General features: G+C 63.9%; 27 protein-coding genes. 14 read left to right on the top strand and 13 right to left on the bottom strand.

Annotated elements, in window-relative coordinates; all coding sequences use genetic code 11:
• The first annotated feature begins 19 nt into the window (after positions 1-19).
• Positions 20-733, top strand: coding sequence for a DUF899 domain-containing protein (locus AC1D08_RS11320; RefSeq protein WP_477301667.1), 714 nt, complete (start codon positions 20-22; stop codon positions 731-733).
• Positions 734-810: 77 nt separating this feature from the next.
• On the opposite strand, the gene AC1D08_RS11315 is transcribed toward AC1D08_RS11320, so the two are convergent.
• The gene (locus tag AC1D08_RS11315; RefSeq protein WP_457152600.1) at positions 811-1,233 is read right to left on the bottom strand and encodes a winged helix-turn-helix transcriptional regulator; all 423 of its coding nucleotides are present in this window, start codon (positions 1,231-1,233) and stop codon (positions 811-813) included.
• 111 nt (positions 1,234-1,344) lie between these two features.
• Between AC1D08_RS11315 and AC1D08_RS11310 the strand changes: the two genes are divergently transcribed.
• From AC1D08_RS11310 to AC1D08_RS11295, 4 genes are all read left to right on the top strand, one after another.
• Positions 1,345-1,932, top strand: a complete 588-nt coding sequence (locus AC1D08_RS11310; protein WP_457152601.1) for a dihydrofolate reductase family protein — start codon at positions 1,345-1,347, stop codon at positions 1,930-1,932.
• A 129-nt stretch (positions 1,933-2,061) separates the two neighbouring features.
• A complete protein-coding gene (locus tag AC1D08_RS11305; protein WP_457152602.1) occupies positions 2,062-2,943 on the top strand; it encodes an SDR family oxidoreductase in 882 nt (293 codons plus the stop codon).
• Positions 2,944-3,224: 281 nt separating this feature from the next.
• Entirely contained in the window at positions 3,225-3,983 is a 759-nt protein-coding gene (locus AC1D08_RS11300) for an alpha/beta hydrolase (protein ID WP_457152603.1), read from the top strand.
• An 88-nt stretch (positions 3,984-4,071) separates the two neighbouring features.
• Complete coding sequence (locus AC1D08_RS11295; RefSeq protein ID WP_457152604.1) at positions 4,072-5,007, top strand: sigma-70 family RNA polymerase sigma factor; 936 nt, start codon at positions 4,072-4,074, stop codon at positions 5,005-5,007.
• 8 nt (positions 5,008-5,015) lie between these two features.
• On the opposite strand, the gene AC1D08_RS11290 is transcribed toward AC1D08_RS11295, so the two are convergent.
• The 4 genes from AC1D08_RS11290 to ada all read right to left on the bottom strand — a co-directional run bounded on the left by AC1D08_RS11290 (position 5,016) and on the right by ada (position 8,001).
• The gene (locus AC1D08_RS11290) at positions 5,016-5,759 is read right to left on the bottom strand and encodes a 2OG-Fe(II) oxygenase (protein WP_095091316.1); all 744 of its coding nucleotides are present in this window, start codon (positions 5,757-5,759) and stop codon (positions 5,016-5,018) included.
• Positions 5,756-6,322: a methylated-DNA--[protein]-cysteine S-methyltransferase gene (locus tag AC1D08_RS11285; RefSeq protein WP_457152605.1), complete on the bottom strand. Its 567-nt coding sequence runs from the start codon at positions 6,320-6,322 to the stop codon at positions 5,756-5,758. Before AC1D08_RS11285 ends, AC1D08_RS11290 begins: the two co-directional genes overlap by 4 nt.
• A 303-nt stretch (positions 6,323-6,625) precedes the next feature.
• Positions 6,626-6,862: a hypothetical protein gene (locus AC1D08_RS11280; RefSeq protein WP_457152606.1), complete on the bottom strand. Its 237-nt coding sequence runs from the start codon at positions 6,860-6,862 to the stop codon at positions 6,626-6,628.
• Between the two features lie 8 nt (positions 6,863-6,870).
• A complete protein-coding gene (gene ada, locus AC1D08_RS11275) occupies positions 6,871-8,001 on the bottom strand; it encodes a bifunctional DNA-binding transcriptional regulator/O6-methylguanine-DNA methyltransferase Ada (RefSeq protein ID WP_457152612.1) in 1,131 nt (376 codons plus the stop codon).
• A gap of 137 nt (positions 8,002-8,138) precedes the next feature.
• Between ada and AC1D08_RS11270 the strand changes: the two genes are divergently transcribed.
• Together AC1D08_RS11270 and AC1D08_RS11265 are read left to right on the top strand one after the other, a co-directional pair.
• Complete coding sequence (locus tag AC1D08_RS11270; RefSeq protein ID WP_457152607.1) at positions 8,139-8,435, top strand: type II toxin-antitoxin system HigB family toxin; 297 nt, start codon at positions 8,139-8,141, stop codon at positions 8,433-8,435.
• The gene (locus tag AC1D08_RS11265; protein WP_184875228.1) at positions 8,435-8,833 is read left to right on the top strand and encodes a helix-turn-helix domain-containing protein; all 399 of its coding nucleotides are present in this window, start codon (positions 8,435-8,437) and stop codon (positions 8,831-8,833) included. Before AC1D08_RS11270 ends, AC1D08_RS11265 begins: the two co-directional genes overlap by 1 nt.
• A gap of 53 nt (positions 8,834-8,886) precedes the next feature.
• Here AC1D08_RS11265 and AC1D08_RS11260 read toward each other — a convergent pair whose 3' ends face one another.
• Positions 8,887-9,579: a winged helix-turn-helix transcriptional regulator gene (locus AC1D08_RS11260; RefSeq protein ID WP_457152609.1), complete on the bottom strand. Its 693-nt coding sequence runs from the start codon at positions 9,577-9,579 to the stop codon at positions 8,887-8,889.
• A gap of 174 nt (positions 9,580-9,753) precedes the next feature.
• On the opposite strand from AC1D08_RS11260, the gene AC1D08_RS11255 reads away from it, so the two are divergent.
• Both AC1D08_RS11255 and AC1D08_RS11250 read left to right on the top strand, forming a co-directional pair.
• A complete protein-coding gene (locus AC1D08_RS11255; RefSeq protein ID WP_095091320.1) occupies positions 9,754-10,080 on the top strand; it encodes a DUF1330 domain-containing protein in 327 nt (108 codons plus the stop codon).
• A gap of 121 nt (positions 10,081-10,201) precedes the next feature.
• The gene (locus tag AC1D08_RS11250) at positions 10,202-10,732 is read left to right on the top strand and encodes a hypothetical protein (protein ID WP_457152610.1); all 531 of its coding nucleotides are present in this window, start codon (positions 10,202-10,204) and stop codon (positions 10,730-10,732) included.
• Positions 10,733-10,818: 86 nt separating this feature from the next.
• Here AC1D08_RS11250 and AC1D08_RS11245 read toward each other — a convergent pair whose 3' ends face one another.
• Positions 10,819-11,889, bottom strand: coding sequence for a phosphatase PAP2 family protein (locus AC1D08_RS11245; protein ID WP_477423123.1), 1,071 nt, complete (start codon positions 11,887-11,889; stop codon positions 10,819-10,821).
• A gap of 279 nt (positions 11,890-12,168) precedes the next feature.
• Positions 12,169-12,618 (bottom strand): ester cyclase, encoded by a 450-nt coding sequence (locus AC1D08_RS11240; RefSeq protein WP_457154611.1) that lies wholly within the window; start codon positions 12,616-12,618, stop codon positions 12,169-12,171.
• A gap of 250 nt (positions 12,619-12,868) precedes the next feature.
• On the opposite strand from AC1D08_RS11240, the gene AC1D08_RS11235 reads away from it, so the two are divergent.
• The gene (locus AC1D08_RS11235) at positions 12,869-14,965 is read left to right on the top strand and encodes an EAL domain-containing protein (RefSeq protein ID WP_477301686.1); all 2,097 of its coding nucleotides are present in this window, start codon (positions 12,869-12,871) and stop codon (positions 14,963-14,965) included.
• 85 nt (positions 14,966-15,050) lie between these two features.
• Here AC1D08_RS11235 and AC1D08_RS11230 read toward each other — a convergent pair whose 3' ends face one another.
• Positions 15,051-15,245, bottom strand: coding sequence for a hypothetical protein (locus AC1D08_RS11230; RefSeq protein ID WP_167392369.1), 195 nt, complete (start codon positions 15,243-15,245; stop codon positions 15,051-15,053).
• Between the two features lie 187 nt (positions 15,246-15,432).
• On the opposite strand from AC1D08_RS11230, the gene AC1D08_RS11225 reads away from it, so the two are divergent.
• Complete coding sequence (locus AC1D08_RS11225) at positions 15,433-16,155, top strand: 3-keto-5-aminohexanoate cleavage protein (protein WP_457150678.1); 723 nt, start codon at positions 15,433-15,435, stop codon at positions 16,153-16,155.
• Between the two features lie 11 nt (positions 16,156-16,166).
• Here AC1D08_RS11225 and AC1D08_RS11220 read toward each other — a convergent pair whose 3' ends face one another.
• Both AC1D08_RS11220 and AC1D08_RS11215 read right to left on the bottom strand, forming a co-directional pair.
• Complete coding sequence (locus tag AC1D08_RS11220; protein ID WP_457150679.1) at positions 16,167-17,681, bottom strand: AMP-binding protein; 1,515 nt, start codon at positions 17,679-17,681, stop codon at positions 16,167-16,169.
• A gap of 37 nt (positions 17,682-17,718) precedes the next feature.
• On the bottom strand, positions 17,719-18,534 hold the full coding sequence (locus tag AC1D08_RS11215) for a p-hydroxycinnamoyl CoA hydratase/lyase (protein WP_457150680.1): 816 nt from the start codon (positions 18,532-18,534) through the stop codon (positions 17,719-17,721).
• A 125-nt stretch (positions 18,535-18,659) separates the two neighbouring features.
• Between AC1D08_RS11215 and AC1D08_RS11210 the strand changes: the two genes are divergently transcribed.
• Entirely contained in the window at positions 18,660-19,130 is a 471-nt protein-coding gene (locus AC1D08_RS11210) for a MarR family winged helix-turn-helix transcriptional regulator (RefSeq protein WP_457150681.1), read from the top strand.
• On the opposite strand, the gene AC1D08_RS11205 is transcribed toward AC1D08_RS11210, so the two are convergent.
• Complete coding sequence (locus AC1D08_RS11205) at positions 19,127-19,810, bottom strand: YoaK family protein (RefSeq protein ID WP_457150682.1); 684 nt, start codon at positions 19,808-19,810, stop codon at positions 19,127-19,129. The genes AC1D08_RS11210 and AC1D08_RS11205 overlap by 4 nt on opposite strands.
• A gap of 198 nt (positions 19,811-20,008) precedes the next feature.
• Here AC1D08_RS11205 and AC1D08_RS11200 point away from each other — a divergent pair, with 198 nt between their 5' ends.
• The gene (locus AC1D08_RS11200; RefSeq protein ID WP_457150683.1) at positions 20,009-20,563 is read left to right on the top strand and encodes a cytochrome b; all 555 of its coding nucleotides are present in this window, start codon (positions 20,009-20,011) and stop codon (positions 20,561-20,563) included.
• 73 nt (positions 20,564-20,636) lie between these two features.
• Here the strand turns inward: AC1D08_RS11200 and AC1D08_RS11195 are convergent, their stop codons facing one another.
• The gene (locus AC1D08_RS11195) at positions 20,637-21,632 is read right to left on the bottom strand and encodes an ornithine cyclodeaminase family protein (protein WP_457150684.1); all 996 of its coding nucleotides are present in this window, start codon (positions 21,630-21,632) and stop codon (positions 20,637-20,639) included.
• A 132-nt stretch (positions 21,633-21,764) separates the two neighbouring features.
• On the opposite strand from AC1D08_RS11195, the gene AC1D08_RS11190 reads away from it, so the two are divergent.
• Entirely contained in the window at positions 21,765-22,226 is a 462-nt protein-coding gene (locus tag AC1D08_RS11190; RefSeq protein WP_457150685.1) for an Lrp/AsnC ligand binding domain-containing protein, read from the top strand.
• Positions 22,227-22,273: the final 47 nt, after the last annotated feature.

The following is a 22,273-nucleotide window of genomic DNA, read 5'->3' as shown; positions in this document are numbered from 1 at the left end:
GAGGCGGAAGGAGGACGACATGACCGACCACATCATCGCGCCTTACACGGATTGGTTTGAAGCGCACAAAGCGCATCTCGGGAAAGAAAAGGCGTTTACGCGCCAGCGTCAACAACTCGCGGCGGACCGACGGGCACTGCCATGGCTTCGGATCGACAAGCCCTACGAGTTCGACACGACCCAGGGAAGGAAATCGCTGGCCGATCTCTTCAAGAACCGCAGCCAGCTGATCATTTATCACTTCATGTTTCCGCCCAATGCAGACTATCGGTGCACCGGCTGTTCATTCCTTTGCGACCACATCGACGCCGCCAACCAGCATCTGATGCATCACGACGTCTCCCTGGCCGTCTGCTCGCGTGCTCCTCTCGCCGAGCTACAGGACTTCAAGGCGCGGATGAATTGGCAGTTTGATTGGGTGTCGTCATTCGGAAGTGATTTCAATTTCGACTTCCAGGTATCGTTCACCGAGGACCAGATCAACTCGGGCAAGGTGCTATTCAATTTTGAGGAGGTCGCGATTACAGGCAGAGATCGCGGTGGCTCGACCGTTTTCTACAAAGATGAGGATGGGAAGATCTATTGCACTTTCCAGGTGCGGGGCCGTGGCGGTGAGAACCTGATCGGGACATATAGCTATCTCGACCTCACTCCCGTCGGTCGCAATGAAAATGGGCCGTCACATACTTTGGGCGACTGGGTCCGTCTTCACGATGAGTATGAGGGCCGATGATTATCCATTTGTCGCCGCGCGGCTGAGCAACGCCCTGCCTTGGCGTGGGCCTCCGGGCGTCTCCACAGCTTCGGCGATCAAGTGCTCGCCAGATGCTCGGCCCACAACGCCACCGTCATCTGGTCCAGAGCGGCTTTGCCGCCGGCCGCCAGATTATCGGCGTTCCGGGCGAGCTTGTCGTCGGCCTTGCGGTGCTTGCTGCCCCAGGCGCCGAGCGTCGCCAGCACCGGCAGCAGGTCGATGCCGGCCTCTGTCAGCCTGTAGACCGTTTTCAGGCCGTGGGTCGGGTCGTCGCTGCGGTTGAGGATGCCTTCTTCCTGGAGCGTCTGCAGCCGCTCGGCCAGCGTGCGCGAGGAGATGCCTTCGTCGGACTGCAGGAATTCCCGAAAATGCTTTTTCCCGGCGAAGATCAGGTCGCGGATGATGAGCAGCGTCCAGCGGTCGCCGAGCAGTTCGAGCGACAGGTTGATCGGGCAGCCGGACTTTCCCTTGGTCGACATGTCTATGGTTCCATTTTTAAATCAATTTACTATTGACATCATTCTCCGCCGTGCGTCAAATGGTTCCAGAAGTAAAGCATTCGTCAGTGTGGGACAAACCGGAGAATGACCATGAAAAAACTGATCCTGCAGATGCAGATGTCGGTCGACGGCTTTGTCGGCGCCGACGAGGATCATCACTGGCAGCTCTGGGAATGGGGCGACGACAGCGCCTGGGACGGCGAGCTGAAGCGGGACTTCAACGCCGTCTTCGCCGGCGTCGACACCATCCTGCTCAGCCGCAAGATGGCCGAGGAGGGTTACCTGACCCATTGGGGCAATGCGGCGAAGAAATTTCCGCACGATCCGTTCTATGCCTTTGCGCAACGCGTCGTCGAAGCACGAAAGGTGGTGCTGAGCGACAGGCTCAAAGCCTCGCGGTGGGAGCGCACAACGGTGGCGAGCGGCGACCTGCCGCGCGAGGTCAAGGCGCTGAAGGCGGGCGAGGGCGGCGATATGGCCGTCTTCGGCGGCGCCGGTTTCGCCTCCTCACTCATCGCGGCAGGGCTGGTCGACGAGTTCCAGTTGTTCGTCAACCCGGCGGTGCTGGGCGCGGGACGGCGGATCTTCGACCAGGGCGGTTTCGAGACCCTGCGGCTGCTCGGCTCGAAAGCCTATGCCTGCGGGATGGTGGTCAACCGCTACGCGCCAGTGGCATGATCCGAGGCATGGCGGAGGCATCTCGCCGATAAAAATGTTTGGGCGGAATCCTTTGCCTGCGTCTCTTCGTCTTCAACGTGCGGTCGCCAGCAGGGCGGGCGCATCAATCCTGAACGGAGAGACAAGACCATGATCCTGGTGACAGGCGCCACGGGCCTGAACGGCAAGGCGATCGTGCGCGAGTTCGCACGGCAGAAGCATGAGGTGAGGGCGCTGGTGCGGGACCCGGCCCGTGCCTCGGCGGCGGGGCTCGACGACCTTGCCGGGATACAACTGGTCGAGGGCGATATGCGCCGGCCTGAAACGCTGGGCGCTGCACTCGACGGCATCGACCGCGTGCTGATGATTTCGACCGCCGCCGAGGACATGACGGAAACGCAGTGCCGCTTCATCGACACCTGCAAGCAGGCCGGTATCGCCCATGTGGTGAAGTTTTCTGGCGCGGAATCCAACATCGGCTATGACGCGACGAAATTCCGCTTCACGCGGATGCATGAGGAGATCGAGCGCTATCTGGAAGGGGCAGGCTTGGCGTGGACGCATCTGCGCCCCAGCCAGTTCATGCAGGTCTATCTGCGCGACGCGCCAACCATTGCCGCCGAGGGCGTTTTCCGCCTCGCACTCGGCGACACCGAGTTGTCGCCGGTCGATGTCGAAGACATCGCCAAGGTTGCCTTTCGGCTGCTGCGCGATGGCGGCCATGCGGGCGAGAGCCTCGACATGACCGGGCCCGAGGCGCTGACGATGTGCGATGTCGCGGCGCGGATATCGCAAGCGATTGGCAAGTCGGTTCGCTATGTCAATGTGAGCCCTGAAGTGCGGCGCCGCAATCTGGTGGCCGGCGGCATTCCAACCGACTTCGCGGATGCGCTGGACGAGCAACTGGCCGAGCGGCTGCGGCGGCCGAAATCGCGGGTGCATCTGGCGACGCACGAGATGTTCGGCGTGCGGGCAACGCCGTTCGTCGAATTCGCCCGGCGTCATGCTGCAATGTTTGGCGGCGAGCACTAGCCGCGCGCGAAAAAACTTCCGCGGCCACGTATCCTTTCCGACCGCCCGTTCGTCCTAGGCTTCGAAGGTCGCGCGGCCCGCGATCCGCAACCCCGGGAGACCATAATGGCGAGCATACAGAGCGAGGCAAACAGGAACCACTATGCGGCGCTGGCTGCCAATGCCGGCAACTGACTAGTCCGCAAGCGATCATCGACTACAACGACACGCATTGGACGGCGCTGACCGGCGAACCCGGCGGCGTCGACTATATCGAGGTCGATGCCGGTGGCGTGCCGGCGATGTGGATCGTGCCGAAGGGCGCGGACGAGCAGCGGGTGCTGTTCTACGCGCATGGCGGCGGCTTCATCGGCGGCTCGATCTACACGCACCGCAAGCTGGTCGGGCATCTGGCCAAGGCCGTCGGCTGCCGGGCGTTGCTCTACGGCTATCCGCTGGCGCATCAGGCGAAGCATCCGGCCCAGCTCAATGCGGCGATGACCGCCTGGAACTGGCTCACCGACCGCACCCGGCAAGGCTTCGACACCAGGCACATCGCACTTGCCGGCGATTCCTGCGGCGCGGTGCTGACCTATGGCGTGCTGCAGTGCCTTCGTGCGGAAGGCAGGCCGCTGCCTGCCGCGACGCTGATCATCTCCGGCTGGTTCGACATGGCGCTGACTGGCGCCAGCTATGAGACCAACCGCGACAAGGACCCGGCTTTCGCCAAGGCTGCCGTCGACTGGCTGGTGACGAACTTCATCGACGATGGCGATCGGCTCGATCCGCTGGTCAGTGCGCTCTATGCCGACCTCAGCGGTTTTCCACCTGTCTTCCTGCAAGCCGGCGCGGACGAGACGCTGGTCGACGAAAGCCGCATGTTCGCCGAGCGCGCCAGGCTGGCCGGCCTCGAGACGCGGCTCGACGTCTTTGACGGCATGCTGCATTCCTTCCAGATGATGGCCGGCAAGGCGCCGGAAGCCGACGATGCGATCGGCCGCCTCGCCACCTGGGTGCGGCCGAGGCTGGGCTTGCCAGCTACCAGCGACAGAGCGGCGTGAGCATGCGCCGGCTGGTCGTATCGAGCTTCGTGCTTGTGGACGTGCAGCACTTGCGCAATGGTGTGGTGACGCTGACCGATATGCCGCGATGAACCAGCAGATCCGCAAACCCGTCGAACCGGCACAAGGGATGCAGCCGCGGCTTGACCCCGAAGGCCTGTTCGACCAGCGCTACAAAGAGTTCCTGGAGACGGTTTCGCATCTGCGCGTCAAGCTGCACCGGTACTGCGCGCGCATGACCGGTTCGGCCCTCGATGGCGAGGACATCATGCAGGAGGCGCTGTTCGAGGCCTATCGCAAGATCGAATTGCTCGACGATGCGCAGGCGCTGCGGCCCTGGCTGTTCCGTATCGCCCACAACCGCTGCATCGACTTCATCAGGAGCCGCCGCGCCCGGCAGCGAGCCGAGGCCGGCTATGCCGGCGACGAGATCGTGCTGCCTGTCGAGCCCGCCGGTCCCGGCGCCGGCCGTGCCATCGAGCGGCTGGTCGTGCATTTGCCGCCGAAGGAGCGCGCCTGCGTGCTGCTCAAGGATGTCTTCGACCATTCGCTTGAGGAGATCGCCGATCTGGTCGGCTCGACATCGGGCGGTGTCAAGTCGGCGCTCAACCGCGGTCGCGCCAAGCTCGCCGTCTTGCCGGCGCAGCCGATCGCGGCACCGCTACACGATGCCGAACTGGCGCGGCTGCTCGACCGCTATGTCGAATTGTTCAACAAACGAGACTGGGACGGGGTGCGGGCGCTGACCAGCGCCGATGCCCGGCTGCGCGTTTCGGACTGCTACAATGGCTTGCTCTCCAGCTCGCCCTACTTCGCCGAATTTGAGCGCAGCGAGCTGCCCTGGCGCATACGGCCAGGCGCCTTCGAAGGGGAAAACGTGCTGCTCGTCGACAGGCTGCATGGCGTGGTCTGGCGGCTGGCGTATCTGGTGCGGATCCATGCCGACGGCGGCGTGATCGATCATATCAGCGACTACTATGCGTGTCCCTGGATCCTGGATATGGCATCCGCCGACGCCGGATGAAGTCGGCCTCACTTGGCGTCGTGAAAAATAATGCCGACCGTGTGGCGCATGCCTGAGCGCAGGCGGCTGACGCCGTGGCGCAAGTTGACGCGGTAGTTGCCCTTGGTTCCCTGCACCGGCCGGTTGTGGACGGCGAAGGCAACCGCGTCGCCCTGGCGCAAGGGCACCACTTCGACACGGCTCTGCATGCGCGGCCGCTGTTCTGTCAGCGCGAACTCGCCGCCGGTGAAATCTTCGCCCGGTTCGGAAAGCAGGATCGCCACCTGCAGCGGGAAGGCGAGGTCGCCATAGAGGTCCTGGTGCAGGCAGTTGAAGTCGCCGGGTACATACTGCAGCAACAACGGCGTCGGCCGGGTCTGGCCGGCGGCATGGCACTGTTCGAGAAACTCGGCATGCGTCGCTGGATAGCGCATGGCTTGCCCCATGCGCTCGTTCCACTGATTGGCGACGCCGGCCAGCCTGGGATAGAGCGCGCTGCGCAAGCCGCCCAGGAGGTCGGGCAAGGGATAGCGGAAATAACGGTACTCGCCCTTGCCGAAGCCGTGCCTGGCCATGTGGATGTGGCTGCGGAAGTGCTGCTCATGAGGATAGAGGCCGGCGATCCGCCGGCACTCCTCGGGCGAGAGCAGCTTTTCGATCACCGCGCAGCCGAAGCCGTCGAGCTCGGTGGCAAGGGCTGGCCAGTCGTACGCGGCGACACGCGTCTCAGCGGCCTCGACCACGGAAGCGGCAACCTTGGCATGGGCGTTCATAGCGTTGCCTCCTTGTCGAGCAAAACGCGCTTGCGCTCGATGCCCCAGCGGTATCCGGACAGCGTGCCGTCGGTGTGGACGACCCGGTGGCAGGGAATGCCGATCGCGATGGCGTTGGCCGCGCAGGCTGTCGCCACGGCGCGGGCACCGTTCGGCTGACCAAGGCGGCGGGCAAGGGCGGTGTAGGTGATGGTGGCGCCGCACGGGATGGTGCGCAGCACGTCCCACACCCTCTGCTGGAACGGCGTGCCATGGCGCATGTCGAGCGGCAGGTCGAGACCGGCGCTAGGTGTTTCGACGAAGCGCGCTATCGCCGTGAGATCGTCGCGCAAGGCGGTCTCGTCTTCGACCAGCATCTTGCCGGGGAAGCGATTGCCAAGGTCCTGCTCGAGCGCGTCGGTGTCCGAGCCGATCAGGATGGCGCAGACGCCGATATCGCTGCGCGCCGCCAGGATCTTGCCGATCGCGGACTGGCCAATGGCATAGGCGATGGTGTCGAGGGTAGCGGTAGCGTTGCGTGCTATCGCTGTCTGTACTGCCGTTCGAGTTTGCATGGGGTTCATTGCCTTCACTCCTTTATCCGTGTCTGAACCCTAGTCGCATGCCGGCCGTGCCTCACTCCGGTGCTTGCTTTCAAATTCAAATCGCGAGCGCAAAAGTATGTGCTCTACGGCGCCCCCCTCTGTCCTGCCGGACATCTCCCACAAGGAGGGAGATTGGCAGTTCTGCCGCCGGCTTCTCTTCCTGCAACGCTGGAGATTGGCCAAGGTCGTGGTGACAGCCGATCTCCCCCCTCGTGGGGGAGATGTCCGGCAGGACAGAGGGGGGCGCCGTAGAGCGCTGATATTGAAACCATTCCCATTTTGTCATGCGACACGGGTGACGGAGATTTCACCGAGCAGGAACACTTCGCCGGTCAGGAGCCGCAGCTCGATCTCGCCGGTCGCGGTCAGGTTCCACTCGACCTTGCCATTATCGACCATCTGGCTAACGACGGTCATCACCAGTGATTTCGCGTCATCGGCGCGCCGGTCGCGTGAACTGTCGCGGGTTTGGCTGCTCCCATCAGCGGTAGTGTCGGGAGACCTGGCCATCGCGCGCATTGCGTCTCCTAGGTCTGAGAAGACCGATGGTCTGGTCTCGCCCCGCCCGATGAGCCGGACACCGCCTCCCGGTCGAGCAGCGCGCGCTTGCGCTCCGCACCCCAGGCGTAGCCGGACAGCGCGCCGTCTTTCCTGATCACGCGGTGGCAGGGAATGGCGACGGCAAGGCTGTTGGCCGCACAGGCGGCGGCTATGGCGCGGGCCGCCCTTGGCGCAGCGATGCGCTCCGCGATCTCGGCATAGGAAACCGTGTGGCCGACCGGGATGTCCTGCAAGGCCTGCCAGACGCGCTGCTGGAACGCGGTGCCGCGCACGTCGAGCGGCAGGTCGAGGCCAAGCGCCGGCGCTTCGACGAAACCGACGACGCGGGCGACCAGAGCCTCATAGTCGCGGTCGCCGCCGATCAGCCGCGCCCTGGGGAAACGGTCCTGCAGGTCGCGCACCAGCGTGTCCGGCTCGTCGCCGAGCAGGATCGAGGCGACGCCTTTTTGGCTCGATGCGACCAGGATGGCGCCGAGCGAGGATTCGCCGACGGCAAAGCGGATTTCTTCATGCGCGCCGCCGGCGCGATAGCGCGTCGGCGTCATGCCGAGCATGCCGGTCGATTTCTCGTAGAAACGTCCGCTCGAATTGAAGCCGGCATCATAGATCGCCGATGTCACGCTGGCGCCGTCCTCAAGGCCCTGGCGGATGCGGGCGGCGCGCTGCGCGGCGGCATAGTCCTTCGGCGTCAGCCCGGTGACGGCCCTGAAGACGCGGTGGAAATAGCCGGCGCTGCGCCCGGCGGCGGCCGCCAGTTCGGCGAGCGACGGTTCTTCCTCGCTCCGTTCGATCCTGCGGCAGGCGTCGGCGACCATCGCGGCGTTCCCGGCCTCCAGCGACGGGCCATCCGGATTGCAGCGCCGGCACGGACGAAAGCCGGTCGCCTTCGCCTGGTCCATAGTGTCGTGCAATTGCACGTTCTTCGGGTTGGCGCGTCGTGACGGGCAGGAGGGCCGGCAATAGACGCCGGTCGTCGCCACCGAATACCAGAATTCTCCGTCGGCCGATTTGTCACGCGAAACGATGCGCGCCCAGCGCGGATCGTCGGCAACCGGCAGCGGCGTGGATTTCAGATTCTTGGCCAGGGTGATGAACATGCCCGGCATTGAAGCCGCCAAAAGCCGGCCTCGCCACCCGTTTCCTGCCAAGTGTCAGGAGGCGCAAGCCTCATAACTGCCTTTCCTGATTGGGGAAACCCTCTTGTTCCCAAATTGGGAACTTGCTATATCAGGCCATGCAGATAATTGCCAAGAAAGCCCTGAAGGACTTTTGGGCCAAACACAACCAGGCCGAAGCTCCTTTGACAGCTTGGTATGTGGCTGTTGGCAATGCTGATTGGAAGACCCCGGCTGACATCAAGGACGCGTTTGGGGCGACAGTCGACTTCGTGGGTGACAATCGCGTCATTTTCGACATCGGCGGCAATAAGTTTCGCTTGATTGTCCACGTCGCCTACAAGTTTCACCGCGTTCTGATCAAATTCGTCGGGACACACAAAGAGTATGACAAGATTGATCCGGAGAAGGTGTGATGGAAAATATTCGACCCATTAAGACCGAAGCCGATTACGATTGGGCGATCGCCGAAATCACCAAGTATTTCGAGAATGAGCCGGAGGTTGGCTCCCTCGATGGTGACCGATTCGACATTCTCGCAACTCTGATCGAAGCTTATGAGGATAAGCACTATCCGATTAAGGCACCCGATCCCGTCGAAGCTATTCACTCACACATGGAACTGTTCAACCTGTCGCGAAAGGCTCTGGCCGAGGTGATCGGGTCGTCGCCTCGGGCGACTGAGGTGCTGAACAGAAAGCGCGCCTTGACCCTGGATATGATCTTCAAACTGAACAAGGAATGGAACATTCCCGCCGATGTCCTCGTGCAGCCCTACCATCTTGCAAATGCCAGAGGCCGCAAGCGCGCCTGAGCCGTCGCCGGACTGCCAAGCGCCGCCGACCGCCGTCGCCCGAGCCGTCGTTGCTACGCCGCCCGCTTGGGTTCGATCGCAAATGGGCTGAGACCCAACCAGGTCTGCATTTTCCTCGCGATGTGCTGGTCGCCGGTCAACGCGACCTTTGCCCCGGCCTTCTCGACCGTGATCAACCCCATCCAGATCGCCGTCATCGTGTGCAAGTCGGTCGAGACGTAGAGATCGACGTCAAAGCCCGGATCGTACCAGCACAGATCGACCTCACCGTGCTTCTCGACGATCAGCCACCACGACCGTTTGGACGCCGGTAGCTCCTGATACAGAAATTGTATCACCGTGCGCCCATCGGGCAGCGGCGAGGGGTTCAGGTTGCGCCGCATGTCCCACATCAGCAACGACGGATCGAGGTTTTTCAGCGACAGCCGGGACTCGACCCATTTCTGTCCCCAGAAGCCCATCGCCTCGACGACTGGGCGCAAATCCCTGCCGGCTTCCGTCAGCCGATATTCGAAGATGCCTTTCTCGCCCGGCACTTCCTTGCGCTCGATGATCCCGGCCAGTTCGAGCTCCTTGAGCCGTTGCGACAGAAGGGTCGGTGACATTTTCGGCACGCCGCGGCGCAGGTCGTTGAAACGGGTCGAGCCTGCCACAAGTTCGCGCAGCAGAACCATGGTCCAGCGGGTGCAGAGCACCTCGGCTGCCATCGATAGCGGACAGAACTGCTTGTATCCGTGCTGGGTCATGATTGGTGCCTCTCCCTCGAACCTGAGCTGAATATTAGGCCTTCATGAAGGAAGCGGCCAGTACGGAAACTGTACCACCCCAGTACAGATCGCGGACTGGTTGGCCGGCGTCCTGCCATGCGACCTCTTGGCCGGTGCACGGGATACCCCTTGCGCCACAACCAGGAGACGACCATGACCGCTTACATCATCGCAGACATCAAGGTGAAGGACCCGCAGTGGATGCCGTCCTATGCCGCCTCGGTGCACGATCTCGTCCACAAGCATGGCGGCAGATACCTGTCGCGCAGCGGCAATGTGAAGACGCTCGAAGGCAAGCCGCTCGACACCACGCTGATCGCCCTGATGGCGTTCCCGTCGGAAGCGGCGGCGCGTGCCTTCACCAACGATCCGGCGTATGCGCCCTTCGTTTCGGCCCGACAGGATGGCAGCGACAGCCGTTTCCAGATGATCGACAACACCGATCTGGCCGGAACGATCCCGTATCTGCCGAAGGGATGACCGTTCCCGGCATTCGTCGCATCGATTGCTGGATCTCCAAGCAACAACAGTCACAGCGCTTGCGTGTCGGGCCTCCGTATTTTCGGCCGCCTGCCAGCTGTGCTTTTTCAAGAAGAATGGAATGAACATGATATCGAACTTCCGAAACAGGCTTCTCATGGCGGGGGCCATGCTGGCCGTCTGCACCGCATTCGCGCAGGCCCATCAGGAAGCAGCTGCGTCCGGCCCCAATCCGCTGGCCGACAAGGTACGGGCTGCCAACAGCCGGTTTGTCGACGTCAAGGCCGCGACGGCCGAGGGCTATGCGCCTATTCCCTGCGCCAGCGGCATCACCGGCGGCGCCATGGGCATCCACTACGTCAGCGGCCAGTATCTGAAGGATGACAAGATCGACATCGCCCGTCCCGAAGCCGTGATGTACGAGCCGATGGCCGACGGCACGCTGAGGCTGGTGGCCGTCGAATACATCACCTCGAAAGGGCCGGCGTCGCTGGACGGACAGCTGTTCAATTTCAACAGCGCGCCCAATCGCTATGGCCTGGGCGCGTTCTACGAACTGCATGTCTGGGCCTGGAAAGGCAACCCGACCGGCACCTTCGCCGACATGAACCCGAAAGTGTCATGCGAACACGCGATGGCGCCGAGCCAGTAGCCGGCAATGGCCAGGCGGCGCCAATGCCGCCTGGCCACTCGCCCGAGGCCTGTGGGGCGCGGCTGTCCGGCGTCAGCCAGGCCCGGTCATTGTGCTACCGGATCGGGGATCGCCGATCCCAGCTCGGCGATGTCCCGGCTCGTTTGCGGCAGGAGCAAACGCCCCGTCACATACCAGAGCAGGGAGACGACAAGGATCGAGAGGTAGCCATCCACGGCATAGTGCCAGCCGGTATAGACCGAGCCGAACAGGATGAAGGCCGCAAAGGACCAGCCGACGATGGCCCAGCGACGACCGAAACCGGTCAGGAAGAGCGCGTTGAGCGTAACGAAGGCGACATGCATGCTTGGCATGGCTGAGATGCCGCTGCCCAGCTCAGGACGTCCGCTCCTGTAGGCTGCAAGCAGATAGTTGGCATAGATATAAACCGGTGCGGCGGAGCCGTTCTCAGTCAGGGCGGTTCGCAGTCCGGCAAACCGGTCACCGCCGTAGAACTGGTCGTGGAATATCGGGCCGGCGGACGACAGCAAGGTCGCAAGAACGGTGCCGCACAGGATCGTCGTCAGCGCGAACGCCCATAGATAGCGCAAGCGCCTGACTGGATCGCGCCAGAAGGCGACGAACAGCAAAATGCCGAACCATTGGACATGCCAAACATATGCGTAGCCGGCGAAAATCACGGCCGAGAACGATTCGGGAACGACGCTGTGCGCCCAAGTCCACGGATCGGTGCCATGCAGCCAAAGATCAAGCTCCACCAGGGCGCGGTCGGCGTAGAACGGCACGACGTCCGGGATGGCGACCTTCAGGGTGGTGAAGGCGGTGATGCCGAGATAGAACAAAACGATGACAGGTGTGGCTGCCAGCCAACTCTGGCTGAGCGTGTCGAGCATGTACCTGGTCGGGTTGCGCCTGGCAAATGTCAGCGCCGCCAGGCCGAGCCCAGCCGCCAGAAGCGTGGGCAACAACAAGACGAACGGCCTGGCATAGGAATGCGCCAGATGCAGATAGCGATCCGGCTCCAGGTAAAGAGCAGTCAGGGCATAGGTCAGACACAGGGCAGTCAGCAGCCAACCGCTCCTGGTTGCCGCGACGTCCAGGTCAAGAGGGGCGGACGAGCGGCTATTGCCGCCGCGCTGCCCGGTGTGCGCATTCATCGGAGGACATCCCGCCAGCTGCCCAGAAAATTGTTATGGAGTATTTCGCAGGCGATGTATTACCAACTGGTTACACTTGTATCCAAGTAAAATTTTATTCGTCACACAGTTATAATTCACAATTTGTTGGCAAGGATTCATTGACAACGATGTTGCGCCGCAACGCACCTGCGTCATTCGCCGCCATCCGAGGCTTTCGACCGTTGCAGGCGGCCTTTCCATCAGGCTTCGGCCGCGATTGAACGTGGGGCCATCGCCTGGACGGCGATGGCCCAGCGATCAGGCGGCCTTGACCAGGCCGAGCTGGGTGAGGGCGGCGACGCCGTCGTCGAGGCCGATCTCCTCGACGATCCTGCCGTCGACCACTTTCAGCACGGTGGTGCCGGTGAAGCGCATGGTGCGGCCGGTAGCGGCCGGCAGCGAACCGACGAGGAAATCGTTGAACGCCGGGCCGGCATGAGTACCGCCGCCCTCCCACTGGCCGACGACATAGTCGCCTTCGGCGATGAGCTCGGCGGTGGCCCAGAAATTGAGGTCCGGGAAAGCGGCGCGGAAGTCGGTCATGAAGGCCTTGATGTCGTCGCGGCCGCGGCGCGGCTCATGCAGCGAGTATTTCAGCAGCATGTCGGGTGCGGCGATGTCGTCGACCACCGACAGGTCGCAGGTTTCACCCCAGAAGTCGGTGAACCATCTGACGACGACGGCCTTGTTGTCTTCCTGTTTGGTCATTGGGAGGTCCTCTTTCTGTTTGTCTTGGGGATCACCGGCCTTCGCCGATGACCCTGGGCAAGCACTAGGACGATCCGTTGGGGGCAAAACTCCGGTTCTTGCCGGCCAATCGAAAGGCGGGAACGTGCCGGCAACGCTCACGCAAGCTGGCAACGCAGGATCGCCGTTCTGGGGCAGTCTTCCTTCGGTAACTGTTTCTTCTCTGGTTTTGCTGCAGATTGCCCCTTGGTGGGGATGAGCGAAACAGACGATGGCGCGTCAGGACAAGAAAACTCGTAATGGAACGTTCTGGGCCAAGGCCCTGGAACGCGCCCATCTTGGTGTCTGGGACTGGGATCTTGCGACCGGCGCGTGCTTCTATTCAGCGACCTGGGCGCGGATGCTGGGCTATGATGAAAGCGAACTTGCCAACACCAGTGACCTGTGGCTGCAACTGACCCATCCCGACGATCGCGAGCGGGCGCTGGCCAGCGGCGACCGCCACATCGCCGGACAGACCGACGCCATCGAGACCGAACTCAGGCTGAAGCACAAGCACGGCCACTGGGTATGGGTGCTCGATCGCGGTGGCATCGTCGAGCGCGACGCTTCCGGAAAGCCACTGCGGCTGATGGGCGTGCAGACCGACATCACCAAGCAGAAGGCGGCCGAAGCCGAGCTCGAAAAGGTCAATGTGCGCTTCCGCCTGGCGCTCGCCGCCAGCGGCACCGGCATCTGGCACTACGACATCGCCACCAACAAGAGCTATTGGGACACCCGCACCAGAGACATGTTCGGCCTCGTCGCCGACACCGACGAGGTGACGGCCGACCTTTGGCACAGCTATCTGCATCCCGAGGACAAGGAAGCCACCGAGCGCGCGCACCGGGCACCGATGGGAACGGACGCCGTCATCGCCAATCAATACCGTATCATCAGGCGCGACGGCGAGATCCGCCACATCGAATCGCTGGTCCGCTTCGTCGCCGCCGCGGGTGCTGCCGGCCAGATCCTCGGCACGGTGCGCGACATCACCGAGGAAAAGCTGCGCGAGCAGGAGCTCGCCTACGCGGCCCGCCATGACGCTCTGACCGGCCTGTGGAACCGCTCCGCCTTCGACCGGCTGCTTGCCGACCATATCGCGGCAGGTGCGCCGCTCGCCGTGTTCTATGTCGATCTCGACTACTTCAAGGCGCTCAACGATTTTGCCGGCCACGCCGCCGGCGACCTGGCGCTGAAGAGCGTTGCCGCCGGCATCCGTGCTTGTCTGCCGCCATCGGCGCATGCGGCGCGGCTGGGCGGCGACGAATTCGCGCTGGTGGTGCCGCATTGCGATGCCGTGCAGGCCGAGCGGATCGCCACCGCCGTGCTTGGCGCGGTGCGCGAAGCCGATCTCGGCCCGGCCGCATCGACGCGCAAGCTGGCGGCCTCGATCGGTATCGCCTTTGTCGATGATGCTAGCACCACGGTGGCCGACGCGCTGGCCTGCGCCGACGATGCCTGCTACGCGGCCAAGGCTGCCGGGCGAAACCGTTTCGCTGTGTTCTCCGTCAAGACGGCATCGGGGTCGGGCGGGCTGAATGCGGCGCGCATCGCCGCCGACACCGTCGATGCCATGGAAGACGGACGGCTGAAACTGTTCGGCCAGGAAATCCATCTGCTGGGCAGGCCCTGGGAAGAGAGCCGCCATGTCGAAGTGCTGGCGAGGCTCACCGCACGCAATGGCCGCCTGGTGTCGCCCGGCGAGTTCATTCCGGTGGCCGAGCGGTTCGGCATCGCTTCCAGGCTCGACCGCTGGATCATCCGCACCGCGCTGTCGCGGCACGGCGCGGCGTTGCGCTCGGGCGCGCTGACGCTCGGCTTCAACCTGTCGGCGCAGACGTTGAGCGATCCGCAATTGTGGGCGTTTGTCGACAGCGTCATCGAGGAGACCGGGGCGCCGCATTCGGGCATCGGCTTCGAGATTACCGAGACCGCCGCGGTCACGAATTTCGACGCCGCAGAACAATTCGTGCGCAAGGCGCGTGAGCGGCACTGCCGGGTCAGCCTCGACGATTTCGGCGCCGGCATGAGTTCGTTCGAATATCTCAGGCGTTTCCCCGTCGACACGATCAAGATCGACGGTTCCTTCATCGAGCACATCACGCAAAGCCGCTTCGACCGCGAGATCGTGCTGGCTATCACCAGCATTGCCCGCAGCCTGGGCTGCGCTGTGGTGGGCGAGAAGATCGAACGGCAGGACACGTTGACGATGCTGAGCGATATGGGCGTCGCCTTCGGCCAGGGGTTCTTGCTGCACCGGCCCGAACCGCTGGAGGCGATCGTTTCGCGCGCGACCAGGGTGGTGGCGGCCCGAAAGGCATCGTGATCCAAGTATATTGATATCCAGGTATATTGAGGTTCAGGTGTGTTGAGATTCAGGCCGGGCCAGCCGGCCTGAGTCTCAAAACATCTTAAGCGGTTCGCCGCGCCGTCGATTGCGGAAATTCCAGCACTCCAGCCTCGGATGGCCTGTGCTGTGCCTCTGCCACCGTTTCGATCAACAGATCGAGGGCCTCACATGCCATGCGGCTCGTCTCGTCACTGCCTTGCAGATAGTGATAGGCGCGTTCGAGGTGGATGCGGGCCGCTGAAAAATCACTGGTCAATGGTCTCTCCATGATCCCGCCCCAATCTATCTTGGCGGGCCTGGCGGAATGCGGGGTAAATATCCACAGGCGGCTTTTATTCAAATGCCGCGAATGTTGCGCGCGCTGTCAGGAGCGAAGTCTCCAGCTCTTTGCCGCGTCTTGCTGCGCGGCTAGACTGCGACCTCCCCTGTCCGAGGTGAGATCGATGATCGTCCAGGCCTGCATCAACGGCGCGCGCCCACGTGATTTCCACCCCAGGCTGCCGCTCGATGCACAGGCGATGGCGAGCGACGCGGTGGCCTGTGTCGCCGCCGGTGCGGCCGAATTGCACATCCATCCGCGCATTGACGAACGCGAAAGCCTGGCGGCGGTCAATGCCACTGTGCTGGCGGTGCGCCGGGCCTGCCCGGGCACGCTGATTGGCGTGTCGACCGGCGCCTGGATCGAGAACGATGTCGAGCGGACCCGCGCCGCGATCGGCGCTTGGCAGGAACTGCCCGACTATGCGTCGGTCAATTTGTCGGAGGCTGATGCGCCTGGGGTGATGGAGCTGCTGCGCCAGCGCGGCGTCGGCATCGAAGCGGGGCTTGCCACAACAGCCGATGCCGAACGTTTCGTCGGTCTTGCCGACCACGGCCGCGTGCTGCGCATCCTGATCGAGATCGACATCCAGGACCTGCCGGCTGCACTGGACGAGGCCCATGGCATCGCCACCGTGCTCGAGCGGGGCGGGGTGCGGCGGCCGATCCTGCTGCACGGCGTCGACGCCACGGTCTGGCCGTTCGTCGCGCTTGCGCATCGCAAGCGCTGGTCGACGCGGGTCGGTCTGGAGGACGGCAAGACGCTCGCCGATGGCAGCGTGGCCAGGGACAATGCGGAAATCGTTGCGGCGGCCGTGGCGACTTTTCGGTCCGCGCCTGCGGGCTAAACGGTCGAGCCTCAGGCTTGCCCGCTGGTCGGTGATGTCCAGCCGCGTAAAATGTGTTTCTGGATCTTGCCGGATGCGGTGCGCGGCAGCGTATCGGTGAGCAAGAACTCCTTCGGCACCTTGTAGCGGGCGATACGGGCGCCGCAGTGGCTTGCCAGATCGGCCGGGTCGACAACGCGACCGGGTTTGACCACCACGAAGGCGCGCCCGACTTCGCCCCAACGCTGGTCGGCGACGCCGATCACGGCCGCTTCGGCAATATCGGGATGATCGAGCAGCGCCATCTCGACTTCGACCGGAAAGACGTTCTCGCCGCCGGAAATGAACATGTCCTTGCGGCGGTCGACGAGGGTGACGAAGCCTTCGCCGTCCTGCCGCGCGATGTCGCCGGTGCGGAACCAGCCATCGGCGGAGAAGGCGCGCGCCGTCTCTTCCGGCCGGTTCCAGTAGCCCGATGTGATGCCGGGGCCGGACAGCCAGATCTCGCCAGGTTCGCCGGCGGCGACGTCGCGGCCATCGTCGTCGACGATGCGCAGGCAGATCGCCGGCGCCGCAAGACCCGCCGAACCCGCCTTGCGGGCGATCCGGTCGGTCTCGACCGGCATGCCAAGCACGGTGCCGGCTTCCGTCATGCCGAAGCCGTCTACCATGCACACACCTTGCGCCAGCCACCAGTTGATATCGGCGGCGGGGTTTGGCGCTCCGCCGGTGAAGATGGCGGTGAGCGAAGTCCAGTTCGCGGGCGCAAAATCCGGATGGTCGCGCAGCATTCTGGCCATCTGCGGCACACAGAAATAGTGGGTGACGCCAAGCGCGGGATCGGCAAGGCGACGGTTGGTGAGGCCGGCATCGAAGCCGGGCGAGATCAGCACCGTGCCACCCTGAAGCAGAGGTGGCCGCAGGTTGGTGATGAGGCCGATGACATGGAACATCGGCGCGTCGCAGAGGAAGATGCTGGCGTTGCCGACCCGCCCCAGCACGCCGAAATTGATCGCGGTGGCCAAGGCGTTGCGCTCGGTGACAATAACCCCTTTCGGCCGGCCCGACGTGCCGGATGTGTAGAGGATGATCGACGGCGTATCGTCCGCCGGCAACGGGCGGCGCGCTGCCGGCGGATGCGCCTCGACCGCCGCCGCGAAGGCAGCGACTTCGACCGGCCTGCAGCCTTTGGGCAGCGTCATATCGAGGGCCGAGTCATGCAACAGAAACACCGGTTCGCAATCCTGGAGGATCGTCTTCTGCTCGGCGCTGGCAAGCCGCCAGTTGAGCGGCACGAAGATGGCGCCGAGCCGCATCGCGGCCTGCTGCAGGATCAAGAGATCGGCGCAGTTGCGGGCTATCGTCGCGATCCGTTGCCCAGCCGCGATGCCATGGCCGCCTTCGAGAACGCCGACTGCACGTTGGACGGTTTCGTCCAGCGCGAAATAGGTCCAGCGCCGGCCGGTGGCCAGGTCGACACAAGCGAGACGATCCGGCTGCGCCCTGGCGTGCAGAGCCACGGGGTCTGATGTCGTCCAGGCCGGCATCTGCGTCTCCTCCCCAGGATTGCCTGTGCTTTGCGGATCACCTTGCCTTGTCGTAGGCGCCGAGACCCGGCTTGTAGCTCTTTTCGTCGATGAACTGGCGGATGCCTTCCTTGCGGCCCTCATTGTCGTGGGAATTGGCCGCCTCCTGCGCCCGCACGAGATAGTCCTCGGCATTGTCGTAGGTCATCTCGGCGACGCGGCGGATGGCGTCCTTGGTCGCCTTCAGGGCAATCGGGTTCTTCTTCAGCAAGAGGGTGGCGACCTCGGTGACACGCGCCTTCAGATCCGCCAGCGGCAGGCTTTCATTGACCAGCTTCCAGGCGGCGGCCTTCCTGCCGTCGATGAGTTCGCCGGTCAGCGCGTGGTACATGGCGTCGCGCATCGACAGGAGGTCGACCACCACCTTGGTGGCGCCGCCGCCGGGCAGGATGCCCCAGTTGATCTCGGACAGGGCGAACTGCGCTTCGTCGGCTGCGAAGGCGAGATCGCAAGCGAAGAGCGGGCCATAGCCGCCGCCGAAGCACCAGCCATTGACCATGGCGATGGTCGGCTTGCCGTACCAGCGCAGCCGCCGCCACCAACCATAGGCTTCGGACTGCGCCTTGCGGATGGCACCAAGGCCCTTGGCTTCGGTCTCGCGGAAATACTCCTTGAGGTCCATGCCCGCCGACCAGGCGCTGCCTTCGCCCGACAGCACCAGCACGCCGACATCGTCGCGGAATTCCAACTCGTCGAGAACCTCCATCATTCGCCGGTTGAGCGCCGGGTTCATGCAATTGCGTTTGTCCGGACGGTTGAAGCGCACCCAGGCGATGCCGTTCTCGACGTCGAAGGCAACGGTCTCTTCGGTCATGGTCGGGTCCTCCCGTTTCACTGCTGCATTGGTGACAATTGCTATGCAGCATAGCGATTATATTTGCTATGTCGCATAGTATTTTTCGCTTGACAAGGACCTTGATCGCGGCGATCGGTTGCAGCATGGACGAGGCTCGCACCAGTCGCGGCGCGCCAAGCGCGACACCTAAAGACGCGCTCGATGCGCAGATCGGCTACAATCTCAAACGCGCCTCGGCCGTTGCGCTCAACGATTTCGCGGTGGAACTGGCCGATGCGGCTCTGCGCCCGGTCACCTATGGCATGCTGGCGCTGATCGACGAGAAGCCCGGCATCCGCGCCGCCGAGCTCTGCCGCCTGCTCGGCATGAAGAGCGCCAACATGGCACCGCTGCTTGCCGAACTGGAAGAGCGTGGGCTGGTCGAGCGTGACGACCATGCCGGCGACAAGCGCGTGCAGATGCTCGCCCTGACGCCGGCCGCCAGGGAGGCCATGCCCGGATGGCGGCGGCGGGTTCGCCGGCACGAGGACCGGTTCCTGCATCGGCTGACGAAGAAGGAGCGGGCTACGCTGCTGCGCCTGCTGCGCCTGATCTGGACGGATGAAGGGGGCTAGCTGGTTTCCTCGTCCGGCGCCGCAAGCTGCGGCAGCAGGGCAAAGAGCGCAATCACTGGCGGCACGACGAAGCACCAGACATTGGCGAAGGCAAAGCCGAGTGCCGCGGCAGCGCAGCCCGCGGCAAACACGGCGACCGCCACTGACATGCGCCGCAGGCGGGCGATGAGGGCAGGGCGGGCCTCTGGCTTCACGCCGCCCAGAAGATCGCTGACGTCGATCATGATCTGGGTGGTGGTGCCGGTCATCAGCGTCGATGGCGGTGCGGCCGCGAGATGGACGCGGTGCACCGCGTTCTGGATCGCCATGGCGGCGACCAGCACCATGCCGGTGACGATGGCAGCCGCACCGTCACCGCTGGCGAAGGGGCCAAAGCGGATCGCCAGCGCAGCACCCGCGATCAGCAGCGCCAGCTTGGCCGCCAGCAGCACACCGAGCGCCGGCCGTCCCCGCCTGCGCAAGCGCTCGCCGGCCAGCCGGGTCAGGATGACGACGATGCAGAACACCGGCAACGCCAAAAGCTTTGCCAGCACGCCCGAGATGCCGAGCACCAGGGAGGCGCCCAGGGTGACGAAATTTCCCGTCACATGCGCGGTGAACAGGCCCTGCAGGGCCAGGAACCCGGCTGTGTCGACATAGCCGCCATTGAGGCTCAACAGCAGCGGCAGTGTGGGTTTCATCGTTGCATCTCCTGGTCAGGCTTGGCGGTCAGCGTCTCATATCCCGGCGGAGCGTTCCACCTCGGCGCGGCACCTTGCCGTCGCGAGCGCGGCCCCTTGCCGTCGCCCGCGTGGCCCTTGCCATCGCGAGGTCGCCGCCACATGAACGGCAAACTCGGATGTTCACTTGACGACAATTGTGTCCAACGGAGCTTTTGCATGTCGCTGTCCGGTACGACAACCCGCTACGGAAGCCTTGCCCAGGCATTTCACTGGCTGACGGCACTGCTTGTGCTCATCGCCTTCCTGGTCTCCGAAGGCGGCCCGCCGGCACGGGTCTATTCCGAGGCCCGCGCCTCGACCCTGTTGCTTCACGAGACGCTCGGTTTCGCCGTTTTCTGGCTGCTGGTCGCTCGTCTGGTCTGGCGCCTGTTCGACAGCGTTCCGGACGCACCGCCGATGCCGGCATGGATGGACGTCGCCTCCAAGGTGACGCACTGGGCGCTCTATGCGCTTCTGTTCGCGGTTCCAGCGACCGCCATGCTCGGAGCATGGTTCGGCGGCCACCCGGTGACGGTCTACGGCCTCGGCGCCATCGGTCCGTTTTTCGGCCCGTGGGGTGCGGGCGGATCGCTGGCGGACATCCACGGCACGCTTGGCGATATCATCCTCTGGCTCGCCGGCCTGCACGCCGCCGCGGCCATCTTCCATCACGTCTTCCTTGGCGATCGCGTGCTGAGCCAGATGCTGCCCGGCTTGCCCAAGGCGCGTTGATATTCAACCGGCCTGCCCATCGTACGGGCTATGAGGGGCAGCGCCGACTTTAACGGTGAGCCCGGCCAGCCCGCTACAACGTAACAGCCCGCCCCAATCCCCGCCGAACCGCTTCGCGATAGGCAAGGTCGGCCGCCACCATGTCTTCCATGGCAACGCCCATCGCCTTGTAGACGGTGACCTGCTCGGCGCTGACGCGTCCCGGCCGTAGACCGAGCAGCATTTCGCCGAGTTCGGTTCCGGTTTGCGGATCGAGACCGGCGAGTTCGCAGGAGCCGACCGGGGTCGGGGCGAAGGCTTCGCTTGTCTCGACGAACAGGCTTGCCCGCCTGATGAGGTCGACCGGTAGTTCGCCACCGGGCGGTGCGACGCCCACCGACGAGACATGGGTGCCCGGCCGCACCCAGTCGGCCGAGATCACCGGTGCGTAGGAATGCGTCGCCAGGCAGACGACATCCGACGAGCATACCGCAGCTTCAAGATCGCTGACGGCGACGACGCCCGGATGCTGCGCGGCAAGCGCCTGCGCATCCGCGAATTCCTTCGAGACGACGCGGATCTCGGCGAAGTCGCGCACCAGCGGCAGAAGGTGCAAGTGCTGGCCGGCCTGCACGCCGGCGCCCACCACCGTCGCCACCTTGGCGTCGCGCCGGGCGAGTTCACGAACCGACAGCACAGCCGAGCCGGAGGTACGCACCGCGGTGATGTAGGTGCCGTCCATGACGCAGACCGGCATGCCGGTCTGCGGGTCGAACAGATGGATGGTGGCGAGGTGGCTGGGGATGCCTTTGGCAATGTTGCCTTCGAAGACGTTGACGATCTTCACCGTCAGATGCATGCCCGCCGTCCAGGCCGGCATCGCCAGCGAATAACCTGCATCGGGAATATCGAGCTGCGGCCGCGCCGGATTGACGACCTTGCCATCGGACAGCGCCTTGAAGCCGCCGGCCAGCGCCTCGAGAAGCTGGCGAAGGTCGATGCAGGTTTTCACCTCGGCTTCGCTCAAGAAGAGCACTGGTGTATCGCCCTTGGCCTGGGCGCTGCGGGAGATCGATAGGGCAGTTGTCATGGGATACGCTTTCGTTGTCGGTTGGAGTGCACGGCAACGGTATTGCGATCTGGCGGCGTGATGAAATATGCTGTTTTTGCGATTTTGGCGTGGTTATCACGCTAGTCCTGGCTCAAATGTGTGAATCCTGAAATGGACGATCTCGACCGTATCGACCGCTCGCTGCTGCGCTTGTTGCAGGAGGATGGCCGCCGCACGACGCTCGATCTGGCGCGGCGGGTCGGCCTGTCGCCGACAGGGGCGGCGCAGCGCGTCAAGCGGCTGTTCGCCGAAGGGTTCATCCGCGCGGTGCGTGCCATTCTCGATCCCGCCAGGATCGGGCAGGCACAACTCGTGTTCATCGAGGTGCGGCTCGACCACACAGCGCCGCAAGTCTTCGACCGCTTCGCCGAGGCGGTGTTGCAGGCGCCCGAGATCATCGAATGCCACATGGTGGTCGGCGGTTTCGACTATCTGGTCAAGGCGCGCATCGCCGACATGACGGTGTTCCAGGATTTCCTGCAGCGGGTCATCCTGCCGCTGCCCGGCGTCCGGGAAACGCACACTTATGCCTCGATCGCCAATGTGAAGCCCGACGCCCTGCTGCCTGTCTGAACTCGCAGCGGCATGGGAGAGTTTTTCTGCATGCTGGTTCAGGCTTT

Source organism: Mesorhizobium sp. P2_E6 (assembly GCF_056403835.1).
The sequence above is the reverse complement of the archived record's forward strand: the minus strand, read 5'-3'. Positions and strand labels throughout refer to the sequence as shown.